Raw genomic sequence first — 18,184 nt, 5'->3', positions numbered from 1 at the left:
GGCGGCCGCTCCCGGGGGAGCGGCCGCCGCCCTGCCGTGGCGTGTACGCGCGTCCTGCCGCGCGACGGGCGTCAGCTCTTGGTGCGGAACTTGTGGATCGCGATCGGCGCCATCACCACGGTGAGCGCCAGCGACCAGCCGAGCGTCACCCACAGGCCGTGCGCGACCGGGCCGCCCACCATCAGCCCGCGGGCCGCGTCCGCGAGGGAGGACAGCGGGTTGTACTCGGTGAAGTTCTGGAGCCAGCCCGGCATCGACCGGGTCGGCGCGAAGATCGACGAGCCGAACTGGAGCGGCATCAGCACCAGGAAGCCCATCGCCTGCACGGACTGCGCGCTCTTCATGATCACGCCGAGGGTGAGGAACACCCACATCAGGGCGGAGCCGAATATCGCCGACAGGCCCACGGAGGCGAACAGACCGGGCCAGTTGGTGATGTGGAAGCCGACCAGGACACCGACGACCATGAGGACCGCGGTCGCGATCAGCATCCGCATCACCTCGACCGCGATCTTGGCGAACAGCACCGAGCCGCGTCCGATCGGCAGGGACCGGAACCGGTCCATGACACCGGAGTTGAAGTCGGTGTTGAAGCCGGTGCCCACTCCCTGGGCCATGTTCATGCCCATCATGGCCATCAGGCCGGGCACGACGTACTGGACGTACGCCTCCTGGCCGCCGCCGAGCGACTGCCCGATGGAGCCGCCGAAGACGTACACGAACAGCAGCGTGAAGATGACCGGGAACAGGATCGCGTCGAACATCGACTCCGGGTCCTGGCGGATCCACAGCAGGTTGCGGCGGATCAGCGCGCCGGTGTGGCGCAGATGGGCGCGCAGCGTGATCGGCGCGTCGGCCTCGAGGGCGGTCGGGGGCAGAGTGGTGGCGCTCATACGGCGACCTCCTCGCGGTCTTCGGCGGGCGTGGCGTCCTGCGGGGCACTGGCGCGGTGGCCGGTCAGCGACAGGAACACCTCGTCCAGGCTGGGCAGTTCGGTGCTGATGGAGGAGATCGTGATCCCGCGTGCGGTGACCGCGCCGACCACGGCGGTCAGCTGCTCGTCGCTCAGGATCGGCACGAGCAGATCGCCGCTCTCGGTGTCCACGGTCGTCGTGGCGAGTCCGGTGATGCCCAGCTCGTCGAGCATCCCGGCCAGCGGGCGCAGCTCCAGCGGATCGAGCGGCCGCACGCGCAGGGTGCGTCCGCCCACCCGGGCCTTGAGCTCGTCGATGGCGCCGCCCGCGATGACCTTGCCGCGGTCGACGACGGTCAGCTCGGTGGCGAGCTGCTCGGCCTCCTCCATGTACTGGGTGGTCAGCAGGACGGTGACACCGTCCCCGACCATGGTCTTGACCTCGGTCCACACCTCGTTGCGGGTGCGCGGGTCGAGTCCGGTGGTCGGCTCGTCCAGGTAGAGGACGGCCGGCCGGCCGATCATCGAGGCCGCCAGGTCCAGCCGGCGGCGCATACCGCCGGAGTACGTGCCCGCCGGCCGCTTGGCCGCCTCGGTGAGCGAGAACCGCTCGAGGAGCTCGTCGGCGCGGGCGCGGGCGTCCTTGCGGGACAGGTCGAGCAGGCGGCCGATCAGGTAGAGGTTCTCCCAGCCGGGGAGCTTCTCGTCCACGGAGGCGTACTGCCCGGTCAGTCCGATCACCCGGCGCAGCTGCCGCGGCTGCCGTACGACGTCGTAGCCGGCGACGACGGCGTGTCCGGCGTCGGGGGCGGTGAGCGTGGACAGGATGCGCACGAGGGTGGTCTTCCCGGCGCCGTTCGGCCCGAGCACCCCCATCACGGTGCCCTCCCGCACGTCCAGGTCGACGCCGTCCAGCGCCTTGGTCTCCCCGAAGTGCTTCACCAGCCCCCGGACGGTGACGGCGGCGCCTCCGCCGTGGGGGTTCTTGTCGATTCGCGTCATGCCGATGACGGTGTCAGCCCCGACCGACAAACCACCGACACCCGGCCTACAGCCGCCGACATCCCACCGACAGTCGCCGACACTCGGACGACAGTCGCCGACAGTCGTTATCGGTGTGACCGAGGTCGTCGGGCGGCGGACGGGGCGCAGCCCCGCCGACGGGGGAAGATCGGCGGGGCTGCGTGGTGCGGCGATGGCTCGGTGGGCGCGGTGCCGGTGGGCGTGGCGCCCGGTGGGCGGGTCGCTCAGTGGACGGAGTGCTCCTCCAGCGGGAACGTCCCGCCGACGACGTCCTCGGCGAACGCCTTCGCCGCGTTGCCCATGACCTCGCGCAGGTCGGCGTACTTCTTGACGAACTTCGGCACCCGGCCGCCGGTCAGCCCCATCATGTCGGTCCACACCAGCACCTGGGCGTCCGTCTCCGGGCCCGCGCCGATACCGACCGTCGGGATGTGCAGGACCCGGGTCACCTCGGCCGCCAGCTCCGCCGGGACCAGCTCCAGCACGACCGCGAAGGCGCCCGCGTCCTGGACGGACTTGGCGTCGCGCAGCAACTGCTGGGCGGCCTCCTCGCCGCGGCCCTGGACCCGGTAGCCCATGGCGTTGACGGACTGCGGGGTGAGGCCGATGTGGGCCATCACCGGGATGCCGGACTCGACGAGCAGCCGGATCTGGTCATGCGAGCGTTCGCCGCCCTCCAGCTTGACGGCGCCGACCCCCGCCTCCTTGACCAGCCGGGTCGCCGAGCGCAGCGCCTGGACCGGGCCCTCCTGGTAGGAACCGAAGGGCAGGTCGCCGACGATGAGGGCGCGCCGGGTGCCGCGCACGACCGCGGCCGACAGCACGGTCATCTCGTCGAGGGTGACGGGCACGGTGGTCTCGTAGCCGAGGTGGCAGTTGCCCGCCGAGTCGCCGACGAGCATGACCGGGATCCCGGCCTCGTCGAAGACGGACGCCGTCATCGCGTCGTACGCGGTGAGCATGGGCCACTTCTCGCCGCGTTCCTTGGCGAGGGCGATGTCGCGGACGGTGACACGGCGGGTGCCCTTGCCCCCGTACAGCGCGTTGCTGCCGCCGGAGGGTGTCTGGGCAGCCGAGAGCTGCGTCATGGGAACGACTCCTTACGTCATCTCGAGGCACCCTGACGGTGTCCCCGGACCGCTTCCATGGTGGCACCTCGTGCCGGTGAGGGCCAGGGCACCCCGCGTGACGTTCCCCGCGCGTAAGGTCTCGGTAAAGGATATTCGATACGAGACGGTCTCGTATCGGAAAGGGCCTAGGCTCGTCCCCATGACTACTCCTGCCGTCCCTGCCTCCCGGATACCGGAAGAGGTGCACCGGCGCCGCTGGGCGATCCTCGGCGTGCTGATGCTCAGCCTGCTGATCGTCGTCCTCGACAACTCCATCCTGAACGTCGCCATCAAGACGATCTCCACCCCCGCCCCGACCGGTCTGGGCGCCACGCAGAGCGAGCTGGAGTGGGCGATCAACGCCTACACGCTCGTCTTCGCGGGTCTGCTCTTCACCGCGGGCCTGCTCGGCGACCGCCTCGGCCGCAAGCTGGTCCTGCTCGGCGGGCTCGTGGTCTTCGGCATCGGTTCGGCGCTCGCCGCCGAGTCCGGCTCGCCGACCGAGCTGATCGTCTTCCGCGCGGTGATGGGCCTGGGCGCCGCCTTCGTGATGCCCGCCACGCTCGCCGTCCTCATGAACGTCTTCGAGCGCGACGAGCAGCCGAAGGCCATCGGCATCTGGGCCGGCGGGGTCGGCCTCGCCATCGCCATCGGCCCGATCACCGGCGGTCTGCTGCTCGACCACTTCTGGTGGGGCTCGGTCTTCCTCGTCAACGTGCCCATCGTGGTGCTCGCGATCGCCCTGATGCTGTGGCTGGTGCCGGACTCCCGCGACCCCAACCCCGGCCGCATCGACCCCGCCGGCGTGGTCCTGTCCGTCGTCGGTCTGGTCCTGCTCGTCTACGGCATCATCAAGGGCGGCCAGCTCGCCGACTTCACCGACCTCACCGTGCTGGCGACCATCGCCGCCGGTCTCGCCGTCCTCGCCGCCTTCGTGGTGGTCGAGAAGCGCAGCGACCACCCCTCCATCGACATCACGTACTTCCAGAACAAGGTCTTCTCGGCCGCGATCGCGGTCATCGCGCTGGTCTTCTTCGCGCTGATGGGCGTGACCTTCTTCTCCGTCTTCTACACCCAGAGCGTGCGCGGCTACTCGCCGCTGCAGACCGGCCTGCTGATGCTGCCGCTCGCCGCCGCCCAGATGATCTTCGCGCCGCGGGCCCGGCTGGTCGTCGACCGCTTCGGCGTCAAGGCCACGACCACCGGCGGCATGCTCCTGATCGCCGCGACGCTCGCCGCGTTCGCCTCGTTCGAGGCGGACACCCCGATCTGGCTGCTGGAGGTCGTCTTCTTCCTCATGGGCACCGGCATGGCGCACATCATGACGCCGACCAGCGTCGTGATCATGCAGGCCCTGCCCCGTGAGAAGGCCGGCTCCGCCTCCGCGCTCAGCAACACCTTCCGGCAGGTCGGCGGCGCGCTCGGCATCGCCGTCCTCGGCTCGGTCCTGTCGGCGTCCTACCGCAGCGGCGTCGAGGACAGCCTCGGCGCGCTGCCGGCCGGGCTGCGCGACACCGCGGGCGAGTCCATCGAGGCCACGCTGGGCATCGCCGCCAAGCTGGGCGCCCGGGGCCAGGCCCTGGTCGAGCCCGCCGACGACGCGTTCCTGCACGCCATGCACGTCACCGCGCTGTGCGGCTCCGTCATCGCCCTCGTCGGCGCCGTCGTGGTCGCGGTGTTCCTGCCGGGCCGGCCCGAGGCCGGTCAGCGGGGCGAGCCGGAGCAGGAGCTGGTGGTGGCCGCGGAGTAGAAAGGCGTCGGGACGGGGAGCAGACCCGGGGGCCGGGGGGAATCACCGAGAATTCACCCGAGCGCAACGAAGGGACGGACGACAGTGAGCCTCGCCGACACCAACGCTTCGGGAGCACCCGTGAGGGGACGCCCCCGCAGCGAGGCCGTGGAGCGCGCCATCATCGAGGGAGCGATGAAACTCCTGGAGGACGGCGTGCCCCTGGCGGAGCTCTCCATCGAGCGCATCGCCCGCACGGCGGGCGTCGGCAAGGCCACCATCTACCGTCGCTGGAGCGGCAAGGAGGAGCTGTTCGTCGACGTGCTCCGGGCCGCCGAGCCCCCGGACCCCGAACTCCCCGGCACCTCCATGCGCGACGACCTCGTCGTGCTGCTGGAGTCGCTGCGCCTGCGCGGCCTGGCCAGCCGCTCCTCGGCGATCCTGCACAACGTCCACGTCCAGATGAAGAGCAGCCCGAAGATCTGGGCCGTCTACGACGGCACGGTCCTCGCCCCCCGGCGCCGGCTCGGCGTCGAGATCCTGCGCCGCGGCCAGCGCAACGGCGAACTGCGCGCCGACGTCGACGTGGAGCTGGCCAACGACATCTTCGTGGGCCCGCTGCTCGTCCGGTCCGTCCTGCGGCCGGACAGCGACCTTCCCGAGGACCTCGCGGAGCGGGTGGTCGACACCCTGCTCCAGGGACTGCGCCCGGTCGGCCCGCCCGCTTCCTAGAACCTGCCCGACCGGCGCCCGACCGGCGCCCGAATGTGCGCGTTTCGTCACAGACCGCTCGCCCCGGTCCGCAAGCGGAACTCCCGGTGCCGCCGCGGACGTCCTCGTGCCCGTACGGCCGTCACGGGGCGGCGGGGATCGGAGCCGATCATCCCCTAGGGTCATAGGGACGTAGGGGACGACGGTGTGCTGGCGGGTAGTGAGGCGACGGTATGGCGCAGCAGGCGTATGCGACGGAGACGGACGAAGGCGTCTCGGACGACGAACGTCGGGGCTCCCGGCTCCACCGCCTGACGGGTCGTCTGCTCGGCGGCTGGCGCGGCGATCCGCGGATCTGGCGGCGCGGCATCGTCCTCGCGGTGATCGCGCTGCTGCTGGCCCTGGTGATGCTGCTGCACTCGCGGATCCCGAACACCGTCGGCAACCTCGGCTCCCTCACGGAGACCTTCCTGCCCTGGTGCGGCCTCCTCGTGCCGGTGCTGCTGGTCCTGGCGCTGGTGCGCAGGTCGGCGACGGCGCTGATCGCGGTGCTGCTGCCGGCGATCGTGTGGCTGAACCTGTTCGGGGGGCTGCTCACGGACAAGGCGGGCACCGGCGGGGACCTCGTGGTGGCCACCCACAACGTCAACGCCGACAACACCGACCCCTCGGGCACCGCCCGCGCCGTCGCCGCGTCCGGCGCCGACGTGCTGGCCCTGGAGGAGCTGAAGGCGTCCGAGGTCGGAACCTACGAGAAGGCGCTGGCCCCGACGTACGCGTACCACTCGGTGCAGGGCACGGTCGGGCTGTGGAGCAAGTACCCGCTCTCGTCCGTCGCGGCCGTCGACATCAAGCTGGGCTGGACCCGGGCGATGCGGGCGACCGTGGCGACGCCGTCCGGCGACGTCGCCGTGTACGTCGCCCATCTGCCGTCGGTACGGGTCAAGATGAACGCCGGGTTCACCGCCCGCCAGCGCGACAAGAGCGCCGACGCGCTCGGCGAGGCCATCGCCGACGAGACGCTCGACCGGAAGATCCTGCTCGGCGACCTGAACGGCACCATGAACGACCGCGCGCTGAACGCCGTCACCTCCCAGATGCGCTCCACCCAGGGCGCGGCGGGCAGCGGCTTCGGGTTCAGCTGGCCGGCGTCGTTCCCGATGGCGCGGATCGACCAGATCATGGTGCAGGGCGTCGATCCGGTGAGCTCGTGGACGCTGCCGGCCACCGGCAGCGACCATCTGCCGGTGGCCGCGCGGGTGGACCTCGCCGCGAGCGGCTCCTGACGGGCCCGGCGCGAGCGGTTTCCGACGGGCCGTCCCGAGCGGTTCCCGGGGGCCGCCGCGACCCTTCGTAACTTCTTCTTCACCTGGAGGAATACCGAGCGCCCGAGACTTTGTTCCGTCCTTGAACATAAGATGGACGTAACTTCGCTCGGAAAGGCCCCTCATGCCCCTGGCCCTGCTCGCCCTCGCTGTCGGCGCCTTCGGCATCGGTACGACCGAGTTCGTGATGATGGGGCTGCTCCCCGAGGTCGCGGACGACCTGCGCGTCTCCATACCCGGCGCCGGACACCTCGTCTCCGCCTACGCCCTCGGTGTCGTCATCGGTGCCCCGCTGCTGGCCGCGGCCACCGCGCGTCTGTCCCGCCGCACGGTCCTCATCGCCCTGATGGTCCTGTTCGTGGCCGGCAACGCCCTCTCCGCCCTCGCCCCCGACTACGACTGGCTGCTGGCCGCCCGCTTCCTCAGCGGCCTCCCGCACGGCGCCTTCTTCGGCGTCGGCGCGGTCGTCGCGACGGGCCTGGTCGCCCCCGAGCGCAAGGCCCGCTCGGTCTCGCTGATGTTCCTCGGGCTGACCGTCGCCAACGTCGCCGGCGTCCCGGTCGCCACCCTCATGGGCCAGCACCTGGGCTGGCGGGCCACCTTCCTCGGCGTCAGCGCCATCGGCCTCGCGGCGATCGTCGCGCTGGCGCTGCTGATCCCGCACGACCGCGCCCACACCCCCGCGACCGGGCTGCGCGGCGAACTGGCCGCGCTGCGCTCGCTGCCGGTGTGGCTGGCGCTCGGCACGACGGTCGCGGGCTTCGGCGCGCTGTTCGCCGCGTACAGCTACATCACCCCGATGCTCACCGACGCCGCAGGGTACGCCGACTCCAGCGTGACGCTGCTGCTGGCCCTGTTCGGCGTGGGCGCCACCGTGGGCAACCTGCTCGGCGGACGTCTCGCGGACCACGCCATGCGCCGCACCCTCTTCGGCGGTCTGGTCTCGCTGGTCGCCGTCCTGGCGGTCTTCCCGCTGCTGATGCGCGCCGAGTGGAGCGCCGGGCTCGCGGTCGTCCTGCTCGGCGTCGCCGCGTTCGTCACCGGCTCGCCGCTCCAGCTCATGGTCATGGAGAAGGCGTCGGCGGCGCCGTCCCTGGCGTCCTCCGCCAACCAGGCCGCGTTCAACCTGGCCAACGCGGGCGGCGCGTGGATCGGCGGCCTGGCCCTGGCCGCGGGCTTCGGCGTGACGTCACCGGCCCTGGCGGGCGCGGGCCTCGCGCTGCTCGGTCTCGCGGTGGCGGCCGTCGCCCACCTGGTCGACGTCCGCCGCGCGGCCCCGGCGGCCGGGCGGGAGCGCGTCGTCGCCACCCACCTGGTCGACCGGCCGGGCGCCCTGCACCACTGAGAGGGCCCCTGCGTCCGCACCGCTGAAACCGGCCCCGCCCCCGTTCGCGGGGCCGGGGCCGTTTTCGGCAGCCGGTCGGCAGTGGCTCAGCGGCCGGCCTCCGGCGGGTCGAAGCGGGCCAGGTCGAGCAGCCAGGACCGGGCCGTGCTGTCGGACGGCGCGCGCCAGTCGCCGCGCGGCGAGAGCGAACCGCCGGCCGAGACCTTCGGCCCGTTCGGCATGGCCGAGCGCTTGAACTGCGCGAACCCGAAGAAGCGTCGGCAGAACACCTCCAGCCAGCGCCGGATCTCCGGCAGGTCGTAAGCCACCCGCTCGGCCTCGGGGAAGCCGGGCGGCCAGGCGCCGGTGTCCGGGTCGTGCCAGGCGTGCCGGGCCAGGAAGGCGATCTTCGACGGCCGGAAGCCGTAGCGCAGCACGTGGAAGAGCGTGAAGTCGTGCAGCGCGTACGGGCCGATCCTCGACTCGGTGGACTGCATCTCCTCGCCCGGTACGAGCTCCGGGCTGATCTCGGTGTCGAGGATGGCGGCGAGGGTGCGGTTGGTGTCGTCGTCGAACTGGTGGCTGCCGATGACCCAGCGGATCAGATGCTGGATCAGCGTCTTCGGCACACCGGAGTTGACGTTGTAGTGGCTCATCTGGTCGCCCACGCCGTACGTGGACCAGCCGAGCGCCAGCTCGGACAGGTCCCCGGTGCCGAGCACGATGCCGCCGCGCTGGTTGGCGAGCCGGAACAGGTAGTCGGTGCGCAGACCGGCCTGCACGTTCTCGAAGGTGACGTCGTACACCGGCTCGCCGGCGGCGAAGGGGTGGTCCATCTCCTTCAGCATCAGCCGGGCGGTCGGCGTGATGTCCAGTTCGGCCGCGGTGACACCGAGGGCGCGCATCAGGTCGTGCGCGTTGCCCTTGGTGTGGTCGCTGGTGGCGAAGCCGGGCAGGGTCCAGGCCAGGATGTCGCTGCGCGGACGGCCCGCCCGGTCCATCGCGCGGGCGGCGACGATCAGCGCGTGCGTGGAGTCGAGACCGCCGGACACCCCGATGACCACCTTCGGGTTCCCGATCGCCGCGAGCCGCTGCTGGAGCCCCGCGACCTGGATGTTGTACGCCTCGTAGCAGTCCAGGGCCAGCCGGTCGGGGTCGGCGGGCACGAACGGGAAGCGCTCGACGCGGCGCCGCAGGCCCAGGTCGGCGGCCGGCGGGTCCAGCCGGAACGGCACGGTGCGGAAATCGGCGGTGCGGGCGCCGTGGGTGCGCCGGTTGTCGTCGAAGGTGCCCGTCCGGCCGCGCTCCTGCCGCAGCAGGTCGAGGTCGACGTCGGCCACGGCGAACTGGTCCCGGAGCGGGAAGCGGTCGGACTCGGCCAGCAGCGCCCCGTTCTCGTAGATCATGGTCTGGCCGTCCCAGGACAGGTCGGTGGTCGACTCGCCCAGCCCGGCCGCCGCGTACACGTAGGCGGCGATGCAGCGCGAGGACGCCGAGCGGCACATCAGCCTGCGGTCCTCGGCCCGGCCGACGGTGATCGGGCTGCCGGAGAGGTTGGCGAGGACGGTGGCGCCCGCCAGGGCCGCCTCGGCGCTCGGCGGCACCGGCACCCACATGTCCTCGCAGATCTCCGTGTGCAGCACCAGACCCGGGACGTCGTCCGCGGCGAACAGCAGGTCCACGCCGAACGGCACCGGCTCGCCGTCGACCCGGATCGTGCCGCCGCGCTCGTCGTCGCCCGCGGCGATCTGCCGCTGCTCGTAGAACTCCCGGTAGTTCGGCGGGTACGACTTGGGCACGACCCCGAGGACCCGGCCGCGGTGCACGGTCACCGCGCAGTTGTAGACCCGGTTGCGGTGGCGCAGCGGGGCGCCCACGACCAGGACCGGCAGGAGGTCGGCCGACCCCGCCACCACCGTCCGCAGCGCTTCCTCGACCCCGTCGAGCAGCGCGTCCTGGAGCAGCAGGTCCTCGATCGAGTAGCCGCACAGCACCATCTCCGGGAAGACGGCGACGGCGACACCTTCCGCGGCGCACCTGCGCGCCTGGCGCAGCACCGCCTCGGCGTTGGCGTGCGGGTCGGCGATGGCGGTGTGGCCCGTGCAGGCGGCGACGCGTGCGAAGCCGTGCTGATAGAGCGACCCGAAGTTCAGAGGAGGCACGGACCCAGTGTAATCGTCAGAGCGACACGATGGGGGGCAGGGGCGGGGCGTGGCCCGCCCCTGCCGTGCGGAAGGGACACGGAACGGCTCAGCTCCCGTGTCCCTTCGCGCGTGCTGCCGGTGCCTCAGCGGGGGCCGAACGAGCGGACGTAGCCGTTCGCCGGCGTGCCCACGCCGGTCACGTCGTCGTAGCCCTTCACGGCCGACAGCGAGCTGTCCTTGCCGAGGCTGCGGACCGAGACGACCTGGCCGTCGGCGGCGTCGTACCCGTTCACGAAGTCGACGCGGGCCACGGCCAGGCCGGAGCCGGTCGGGTTGTCCGTGACGTCGTGGTAGGCCTTCGTGCCGTACTTGCCGTAGATCACCGGGTTGGCGAAGCCGAGGGCCTTGCCGCCGCCGGCCTGCTGCGCCAGCGCCTGCACGGCCGCGATGACCGGCGCGGCCAGCGAGGTGCCGCCGATGCGGTACTCGCTGTACGCCTCGGTGCCGTCCGCCTGGGTCTGCGTCTGGCCCACCTTGAAGCCGGTGTTCGGGTCGGCGATCGCGGAGATGTCCGGGACGACCCGGTTGCCGGCGGCGTTGTTCGCCTTGGCGAGCGAGTCCGGGACGACACCCTTCTGGTAGAAGGGCTCCGCCACCGTCGCGCTGGTGCCGCCGCCCGCGCCCGAGGTGAACGCGCCGGGGAAGTCCGTCCAGCTCTTGCCGTCCGCGGACAGCACGGCCTTCTGGGTGCCCCAGCCGGTCTCCCACAGGTACTTGTCGCCCTTGCCGACGGCCAGCGAGGTGCCGCCGACCGCGGTCACCCACGCCGAGTTGGCCGGGGTGTCGACCTGCTTCGTACCGGTGTTGGCGACCTCGTCGCCGTTGTCGCCGGAGGAGAAGTAGAAGCCGATGCCCTCGACCGCGCCGAACTGGAAGACCTGGTCGTAGGCGGCCGCGAGGTCGGGCGTCTGGTTGGCCTCGATGTCGCCCCAGGAGTTGGAGACGATGTCGGCCAGGTGGTCGTCCACGACCTTGCTGAGCGAGTCGAGCAGGTCGTCGTCGTAGCAGGACGCGCCGCCCACGTAGGTGACCTGGGCGTCCGGCGCGACCGCGTGCACGGCCTCGACGTCGAGGGTCTCCTCGCCGTACCAGCCGGCCGCCCCGCACTCCTCGGTCTTCGTGTAGTTCTTGGGCAGCACCTGGCGCAGCTGTCCGGTCTTCCAGGCGGCGTCGCCGTGCTGCTTCGCGTAGGTGGCCGCGTCGTAGGCGATGGTCGGCGAGGCGTAGGCGTCGGTGATGGCGACGCGCACGCCCTTGCCGGTGTAGTCGCCCGCGCCGTACGCGGCGCGCAGCTGCTTGCCGGTGTAACCCTCCACGGCATACGGGATCTTCTTGCCGTACGCGCTCGGCAGCGTGCTCGCGGTGTTCGAGCCGTAGTACGAGGAGAACGGCCCGGAGTTCTTGAAGACACTGTCCGGCGGCGGCAGTTGCTCCTTGGCACTGGCCCGGTGCGGGGCGTTGTCCAGGCCGGTGACGGTCAGGACGGCGCCCTTCAGGCTCTCCGGGGCGGAGGCCGTCCTCGACGGCGCGCGGTAGGTCCTGGAGCCCTTGGCGTAGTTGTGCAGCTGGGTGCCGAACGCCTTCTCGGCGGCGGCCACGTCACCGCTGACCGAGACGTAGTGCCGCGTGGTGCCGGTGACCTTCAGGCCGGCCGAGGCCAGCCAGGCCTTGACCGCCTTCACCTGGGCCTCGGTCGCGCCGAAGCGGGCCTGGGCCTGGTCGGCGCTCAAGTACTTGCCGTAGGCGGCGGAGGCCGGGTCGGACACCGCCTTCGCGTAGGCCGCGAGGCCGGCCGCGTCCCGGCCGGCCAGATAGACGCGGGCGGAGACCTGTGCGGTGTCCGCCGTCGCGCCCTTGTCGGCCCTGGCCGTGGCCCAGGCGGGCTTGGTGCCCGCGAGCGTGTCGCGGCCCGGGTTGTCCACGGCGTGTGCCGCGGGTATGCCGAACGCCAGCGCGCCCGCGAGCATCGGCAGTGTCGCCGCCAGGCTCGCTCCGGCGCGCACCTTGGCGCGGTTGGATCTCATAGAACCCCCTGCATTGCGGTTCGCATGCATGTAGTGGTTGGCCGTCATGCGATCCGCGCCGGGCCCGCGGCGGTTCGGCCCGCGAATGGATCACATGCCGGGCCCACTCTTTCGATGAACCGTTCATGCCAGGGGAATGCGATAGCCAAAAAGATCCCAAGAAAGAGCCGTCCGAGGGGATTTGAGGCGAAGATCCGGCAAACGGCCACCGGACCACGCCTCACCCGTGCTATGAACTGGCCTTCTCCTGCTGCGGACGAGCCTTCACGCGCTGCGAACGGGCCTTCCCGCGCTGCGAACGGGCCTTCCCGCGCTAGGAACGAGCCTTCGCGCCCCGCGACTTGAGCATGTCCGCCATCAGATCGATCTCGGACTGCTGCGCGTCGACCATGCCCTGCGCGAGCCGCTTCTCCACCCCGACCGTGCACGCGGAGACACAGCCCTCGGCCATGTGGATGCCGCCCTTGTGGTGGTCGGTCATCAGCTGGAGGTAGAAGACCTCCGCCTGCTTCCCGTCGAGCGTACCGAGCTTCTTCATCTCGGTGTTCGTCGCCATGCCCGGCATCAGCGCGCCGTCCTTGCCGGAGGCCATGTCGCCCATGCCCATCCAGGTCATCGGCGCGTCGGCGGAGACCTTCGGCAGCCCCCACAGGTCGAGCCAGCCCAGCAGCATGCCACGCTGGTTGGCCTGCGTCTGCGCGATGTCGTAGGCGAGGCGCCGCACTTCGGGGTCCTCGGTGCGGTCGCGCACGATGTACGACATCTCGACGGCCTGCTGGTGGTGGACCGCCATGTCCCGCGCGAACCCGGCGTCCGCGGAGGCCGCGGACGGCGTGGCGGCGACGGGGCCGTGGTCCTCGGCGACCGCGTAGGTGATCGCGCCGGCCGCGACCAGGGCCGCCGCCGCGGCTCCCGCGATCAGTCCGACGTGCCTCACTGCGACAGTCCTCCCGTGCAGGCGGCGCCGGGCTCGGGAGTCTGCTCGCCCTGGACGAACTTCGCGAAGAACGCGTCGACGTCCGGGTCGCTCGCGCTCTTCACCGTGCGCTGGTGCGCCCACGCCGTCAGCACGATCGGGTCCGACTGCTTGTCGTCGGGGCTCATCAGCGTGTACGGCGTCTTCTTCACCTTCGCCGCGAGCGCGTCCACGTCGGCCTTGGCGGCCTTGCTGTTGTACGTCACCCACACCGCGCCGTGCTCCAGCGAGTGCACGGCGTTCATGTTGTTGAGCGCCTTGCCGTAGACGTCGCCGTTGCAGTTCATCCAGACCTGGTTGTGGTCCCCGCCGACCGGCGGCTCCACCGGGTACGTGACGGTCTTGGCGACATGGGTCCGGCCCAGCTTGCCCTGCCACGTCCTCACGCCGTCCTTGCCGGTGGTGAAGTGCCCCGAGGCCTTCGCGTCGGCCGCCGTGGTGTCGTCGGACTGCGACCGCACGACGAAGACACCGCCGGCCACCAGTCCCGCGACGGCCACCACGGAAGCCGCGATCACGAGGATCCGGTTGCGCCGCTCGCGGGCCTGCTCGGCGCGCCGCATCTCCGCTATACGGGCCTGGCGCGCCGTGCCGCTGCTCTTCTTGGCGGAAACCATGAGATCTGTCCTTCTGGGGAAAGGGGGGCGGGACGGTGAGATCGTTCGGGTCCGCCGATCGTAAGGGGAGAGATGCCCGCTCCCGTAGTGAGGGCACGGGAAAGGCCGGAACGATACGATCCGGCCAGATAATTTGAAGCCTGGATGCGCATTATCTACCCTGGGCGCATGCGACTGCTGCGCTCCACCGACCTGGCTCTGCGCGTTCTCATGCGCCTGGCCGTCGTCGGCGGGTCCACGCCCACGACCCGGGAGGTCGCGGAGGACATGGGCGTCCCGTACACCCATACCGCGAAGATCGTGGCCGAGCTCCAGCACATGGGGCTGCTCGACGCCCGCCGCGGCCGCGGCGGCGGACTCTCGCTCACCGAGAAGGGCCGCACGGTGTCGGTGGGAGCCGTCGTGCGCAGCTTCGAGGGCGAGGGCGACGTCGTCGAGTGCGAGGGCGCCACGCCCTGCCCCCTCAACACCGCCTGCCGACTGCGCGGAGCCCTGCGCCGGGCCCAGGAGGCGTTCTACGCCACGCTGGACCCGGTCACCATGCAGGACATCGTCGCCGGGCCGACCGGACCGCTGCTGCTGCAGATCTCCGGGCCGGTCTGACCGGAGAGGTCGGTGGCCCTCGGGGCGAGGTCAGTGGCCCTCGGGGCCCACCGCGACCACGACCGGGGTGCCGTCGCCGCCGGTCCTGGCGGCCTTGGAGGCGGCGGGCAGGCGCTTGCCGAGGGTGATGAACAGCAGCACCAGACCGACGGTGAGCAGGATGTGGCCGATCCCGGCGACGACGGCGATGCCCTCGTTGCTCGCGTGCCCCAGCACCGTCAGGGTGCCGTGCAGGGTCATCATCGAGGCCGTCACCACGAGTCCGGCGTTGTAGATCCAGAAGAACCACCCGAACAGCCGGTTCGAGGTCAGGTCGAACTGCTTCTCCAGGACCAGCACGATGAGGAAGAACAGCATGCCGAGGGCCAGCAGATGCGTGTGCACGACGCCGAGCTGGGTGTCGCCGGTGAAGTCCTCGGCCTTGGTGAGCTCGCGGTAGTACAAGCCGCTGAGCACTCCGACGATCATGTAGATGTGGGCGGTGTTGAGGATCTTCCGCATGTCTGTCGTCCCCCTGGGGCGGTGAACCGATGAGCCGGAGAGCCGGTGATCCGTCCACCTTGCGCACCTCGCGTCCGCCCGTCAACGACGACACTGATGGCGAGTCATGATCCTTGTGCGGCAGGCCCGCAGGGCCGGACGCGGCGCCGTGCGGGCGGGTGGACCGGCGGGGCGGGCCCCCGGGTGGAGGCCCGCCCCGCCGGTCCCGTCGCTCAGGCCCCCGCGAGCCACAGGTCGGGCCCGAACACCTCGTAGTGGATGTCCGCCGCGGCCACGCCCTTCTCGATCAGCTGGCCCCGTACCGCCCGCATGAACGGCAGCGGGCCGCACAGGTACGCGCGCGTGCCCGCCGGGACGGTCACGTCCGTGAGGTCGACCAGGCCGGTGCGGGCGGACCCCTCCGGCGCCTGACGCTCGTACCAGAAGTGGACGGGCGCCTGCGGGAGCTTCGCCGCGTACGCCTCGTGCTCGGCGCGCAGGGCGTGGTGCGCCGGGGAGCGGTCGCCGTGGACGACCGTGACGGGGGCGGAGTGGCCCGTCTCCGCCAGCCGGCCCAGCATCGCGACGATCGGGGTCACGCCGATGCCGGCCGAGGCGAGCAGCAGCGGCGTGTCCGCGCTGTCGTCGAGCACCAGGTCGCCGTACGGCTCGGAGAGCTCCAGGGCGTCGCCCACCCGCACGTGCGCGTGGAGGTGGTTGGAGACCTCGCCCTCCGGCGTCGTGGCGTCACCCGGGACCCGCTTGACGCTGATCTGGCGCAGGGCGTCGGAGCCGGTCGCGCCCGAGAGGCTGTACTGGCGGATCTGACGGGCGCCGTCGGCGAGTCCGACGCGGACGGAGACGTACTGGCCGGCCCGGAAGTCGCGCACCGCGCCCCCGTCGAGCGGGCGCAGCCGGAAGGTGACGACGTCCTCCGTCTCCGCGACGCGCTCCACGACCTCCCAGGTCCGCCACTCGGCGGTCCCGCTCTCCTCGTACAGCCGTCGCTCGATCGCGATCAGCGCGTTCGCCATCAGCCAGTAGACCTCGGTCCAGGCGGCCGCGACCTCCGGGGTGACGGCCTCGCCGAGCACGTCGACGATGGCGGCGAAGAGGTGCTCGTGGACGACCGCGTACTGCTCGGGCCTGACGCCCAGCGAGGCGTGCTTGTGGGCGATACGGCCCAGCATGGCGTCCGGCCGCCGGTCCGGGTGGTCCAGGAGGTGCGTCGCGAAGGCGGCGATGGAACCGGCCAGCGCCTGGCGCTGGGTGCCCGCCGCCTGGTTGCCGCGGTTGAACAGGTCGCGCAGCAGCTCGGGGTGGGCGGCGAACAGCCCGGTGTAGAAGCGATCGGTGATCTCGCCGAGGGACGCGCCCACGGCGGGAAGCGTCGCGCGGACGGTGGCGGCGGACTGTTCGGACAGCATCGGATGCTCCTCGGAATCGATGATCGATCGCTCGGCTGTCGCACACCGTAGTAAAACTTGCATCTGAGATGCAAGTTTAAGCGTCGGATTCGAGACGACCGGGGGCGGCCATTACGGATGTCGTCCCGAGCAGGCAAGATGGGCTTCAGAGCAGTACATCTGCTGTACGTGAGGCGTTCAGCCCGATGACGACGGGATGATCAAGGTCTGCAACGCGCATGAAATGGTGTTGTGGTGGGATGCTCAGGTGCCCGACCGCTTCCCGCGATGCGGGAGACAGGCGGCCTGACCAGCAAGGATGGGGAAGCGGAAGATGGACAAGCAGCAGGAGTTCGTGCTCCGGACCTTGGAGGAGCGCGACATCCGGTTCGTACGGCTGTGGTTCACGGACGTACTGGGTTTCCTCAAGTCCGTCGCCGTGGCCCCCGCCGAGCTCGAGCAGGCCTTCGACGAGGGCATCGGTTTTGACGGCTCCGCGATCGAGGGCTTCGCCCGGGTCTACGAGTCCGACATGATCGCCAAGCCGGACCCGGGCACCTTCCAGGTCCTGCCCTGGCGCGCCGAGGCCCCCGGCACCGCCCGGATGTTCTGCGACATCCTCATGCCGGACGGCTCCCCGTCCTTCGCCGACCCGCGCTACGTCCTCAAGCGCGCCCTGGCCCGCGCCTCCGACCTGGGCTTCACCTTCTACACCCACCCCGAGATCGAGTTCTTCCTGCTGAAGAACAAGCCCCTCGACGGCTCCCGCCCGACCCCCGCCGACAACTCGGGCTACTTCGACCACACCCCGCAGAACGTCGGCCAGGACTTCCGTCGCCAGGCCATCACCATGCTGGAGTCGATGGGCATCTCGGTCGAGTTCAGCCACCACGAGGGCGCCCCCGGCCAGCAGGAGATCGACCTGCGCTACGCCGACGCGCTCTCCACGGCCGACAACATCATGACCTTCCGGCTGATCATGAAGCAGGTCGCGCTGGAGCAGGGCGTCCAGGCCACCTTCATGCCGAAGCCGTTCTCGGAGTACCCGGGCAGCGGCATGCACACCCACCTCTCCCTCTTCGAGGGCGACCGCAACGCGTTCTACGAGTCCGGCGCCGAGTACCAGCTCTCCAAGGTCGGCCGCTCCTTCATCGCGGGCCTGCTGCGGCACGCCGCGGAGATCTCCGCCGTCACCAACCAGTGGGTCAACTCCTACAAGCGCATCTGGGGCGGCTCCGAGCGCACCGCGGGCGCCGGCGGCGAGGCCCCCTCGTACATCTGCTGGGGCCACAACAACCGCTCGGCCCTGGTCCGCGTCCCGATGTACAAGCCCGGCAAGACCGGCTCCGCCCGCGTCGAGGTCCGCTCCCTCGACTCCGGCACCAACCCCTACCTGGCCTACGCCGTGCTCCTGGCGGCCGGCCTCAAGGGCATCGAGGAGGGCTACGAACTGCCGCCCGGCGCCGAGGACGACGTCTGGGCCCTGTCCGACGCCGAGCGCCGCGCGATGGGCATCGAGCCCCTCCCGCAGAACCTCGGCGAGGCCCTGAGCCTGATGGAGCGCAGCGACCTCCTCGCGGAGACCCTCGGCGAGCACGTCTTCGACTTCTTCCTGCGCAACAAGCGCCAGGAGTGGGAGGAGTACCGCAGCGAGGTCACCGCGTTCGAGCTGCGGAAGAACCTGCCGGTGCTGTAAGCGCCGGTCGGAGCGGGTTTCCCGCCGACACGACGAACGGGGCT

Annotated in this window: 15 protein-coding genes; 6 read left to right on the top strand and 9 right to left on the bottom strand. The window is 71.1% G+C overall.

Features of this window, described 5'->3' with window-relative positions:
* Positions 1 to 71: 71 nt before the first annotated feature.
* The 3 genes from ACZ60B_RS29325 to panB all read right to left on the bottom strand — a co-directional run bounded on the left by ACZ60B_RS29325 (position 72) and on the right by panB (position 3,024).
* A complete protein-coding gene (locus ACZ60B_RS29325; protein WP_469392115.1) occupies positions 72 to 893 on the bottom strand; it encodes an ABC transporter permease in 822 nt (273 codons plus the stop codon).
* The gene (locus ACZ60B_RS29320; RefSeq protein WP_469392114.1) at positions 890 to 1,915 is read right to left on the bottom strand and encodes an ATP-binding cassette domain-containing protein; all 1,026 of its coding nucleotides are present in this window, start codon (positions 1,913 to 1,915) and stop codon (positions 890 to 892) included. The genes ACZ60B_RS29325 and ACZ60B_RS29320 overlap by 4 nt, the downstream gene beginning before the upstream one ends.
* Before the next feature lie 245 nt (positions 1,916 to 2,160).
* Positions 2,161 to 3,024 carry a 3-methyl-2-oxobutanoate hydroxymethyltransferase gene (gene panB / locus ACZ60B_RS29315; protein WP_469392113.1) on the bottom strand — a complete coding sequence of 288 codons (864 nt, stop codon included), beginning with the start codon at positions 3,022 to 3,024 and terminating at the stop codon, positions 2,161 to 2,163.
* Between the two features lie 181 nt (positions 3,025 to 3,205).
* Here panB and ACZ60B_RS29310 point away from each other — a divergent pair, with 181 nt between their 5' ends.
* The 4 genes from ACZ60B_RS29310 (at position 3,206) to ACZ60B_RS29295 (ending at position 8,155) form a co-directional block, all read left to right on the top strand.
* Positions 3,206 to 4,795, top strand: coding sequence for an MFS transporter (locus ACZ60B_RS29310; RefSeq protein ID WP_469392111.1), 1,590 nt, complete (start codon positions 3,206 to 3,208; stop codon positions 4,793 to 4,795).
* Positions 4,796 to 4,879: 84 nt separating this feature from the next.
* A complete protein-coding gene (locus ACZ60B_RS29305) occupies positions 4,880 to 5,506 on the top strand; it encodes a TetR/AcrR family transcriptional regulator (RefSeq protein WP_469392109.1) in 627 nt (208 codons plus the stop codon).
* A gap of 212 nt (positions 5,507 to 5,718) precedes the next feature.
* Positions 5,719 to 6,771: an endonuclease/exonuclease/phosphatase family protein gene (locus ACZ60B_RS29300; RefSeq protein WP_469392107.1), complete on the top strand. Its 1,053-nt coding sequence runs from the start codon at positions 5,719 to 5,721 to the stop codon at positions 6,769 to 6,771.
* A gap of 163 nt (positions 6,772 to 6,934) precedes the next feature.
* Positions 6,935 to 8,155, top strand: coding sequence for an MFS transporter (locus ACZ60B_RS29295; protein ID WP_469392105.1), 1,221 nt, complete (start codon positions 6,935 to 6,937; stop codon positions 8,153 to 8,155).
* An 86-nt stretch (positions 8,156 to 8,241) separates the two neighbouring features.
* On the opposite strand, the gene ACZ60B_RS29290 is transcribed toward ACZ60B_RS29295, so the two are convergent.
* From ACZ60B_RS29290 to ACZ60B_RS29275, 4 genes are all read right to left on the bottom strand, one after another.
* The gene (locus ACZ60B_RS29290) at positions 8,242 to 10,287 is read right to left on the bottom strand and encodes an NAD(+) synthase (protein ID WP_469392119.1); all 2,046 of its coding nucleotides are present in this window, start codon (positions 10,285 to 10,287) and stop codon (positions 8,242 to 8,244) included.
* 134 nt (positions 10,288 to 10,421) lie between these two features.
* Positions 10,422 to 12,362 carry a S53 family peptidase gene (locus ACZ60B_RS29285; RefSeq protein ID WP_469392103.1) on the bottom strand — a complete coding sequence of 647 codons (1,941 nt, stop codon included), beginning with the start codon at positions 12,360 to 12,362 and terminating at the stop codon, positions 10,422 to 10,424.
* A 313-nt stretch (positions 12,363 to 12,675) separates the two neighbouring features.
* Entirely contained in the window at positions 12,676 to 13,299 is a 624-nt protein-coding gene (locus tag ACZ60B_RS29280; RefSeq protein WP_469392101.1) for a DUF305 domain-containing protein, read from the bottom strand.
* Positions 13,296 to 13,955, bottom strand: coding sequence for a DUF3105 domain-containing protein (locus ACZ60B_RS29275; protein WP_469392100.1), 660 nt, complete (start codon positions 13,953 to 13,955; stop codon positions 13,296 to 13,298). The genes ACZ60B_RS29280 and ACZ60B_RS29275 overlap by 4 nt, the downstream gene beginning before the upstream one ends.
* Positions 13,956 to 14,123: 168 nt before the next feature.
* On the opposite strand from ACZ60B_RS29275, the gene ACZ60B_RS29270 reads away from it, so the two are divergent.
* Entirely contained in the window at positions 14,124 to 14,558 is a 435-nt protein-coding gene (locus ACZ60B_RS29270; RefSeq protein WP_469392098.1) for an RrF2 family transcriptional regulator, read from the top strand.
* A 30-nt stretch (positions 14,559 to 14,588) separates the two neighbouring features.
* Here ACZ60B_RS29270 and ACZ60B_RS29265 read toward each other — a convergent pair whose 3' ends face one another.
* Positions 14,589 to 15,059: a DUF2871 domain-containing protein gene (locus ACZ60B_RS29265; protein WP_469392097.1), complete on the bottom strand. Its 471-nt coding sequence runs from the start codon at positions 15,057 to 15,059 to the stop codon at positions 14,589 to 14,591.
* A 212-nt stretch (positions 15,060 to 15,271) separates the two neighbouring features.
* On the bottom strand, positions 15,272 to 16,465 hold the full coding sequence (locus tag ACZ60B_RS29260) for a globin domain-containing protein (RefSeq protein ID WP_469392095.1): 1,194 nt from the start codon (positions 16,463 to 16,465) through the stop codon (positions 15,272 to 15,274).
* A 313-nt stretch (positions 16,466 to 16,778) separates the two neighbouring features.
* On the opposite strand from ACZ60B_RS29260, the gene glnA reads away from it, so the two are divergent.
* Complete coding sequence (gene glnA / locus ACZ60B_RS29255; RefSeq protein WP_469392093.1) at positions 16,779 to 18,140, top strand: type I glutamate--ammonia ligase; 1,362 nt, start codon at positions 16,779 to 16,781, stop codon at positions 18,138 to 18,140.
* The last annotated feature ends 44 nt before the right edge of the window (positions 18,141 to 18,184 follow it).

The organism is Streptomyces sp. NPDC104096 (assembly GCF_055584385.1).
This window is presented reverse-complemented; position numbering and strand designations above follow the sequence as displayed.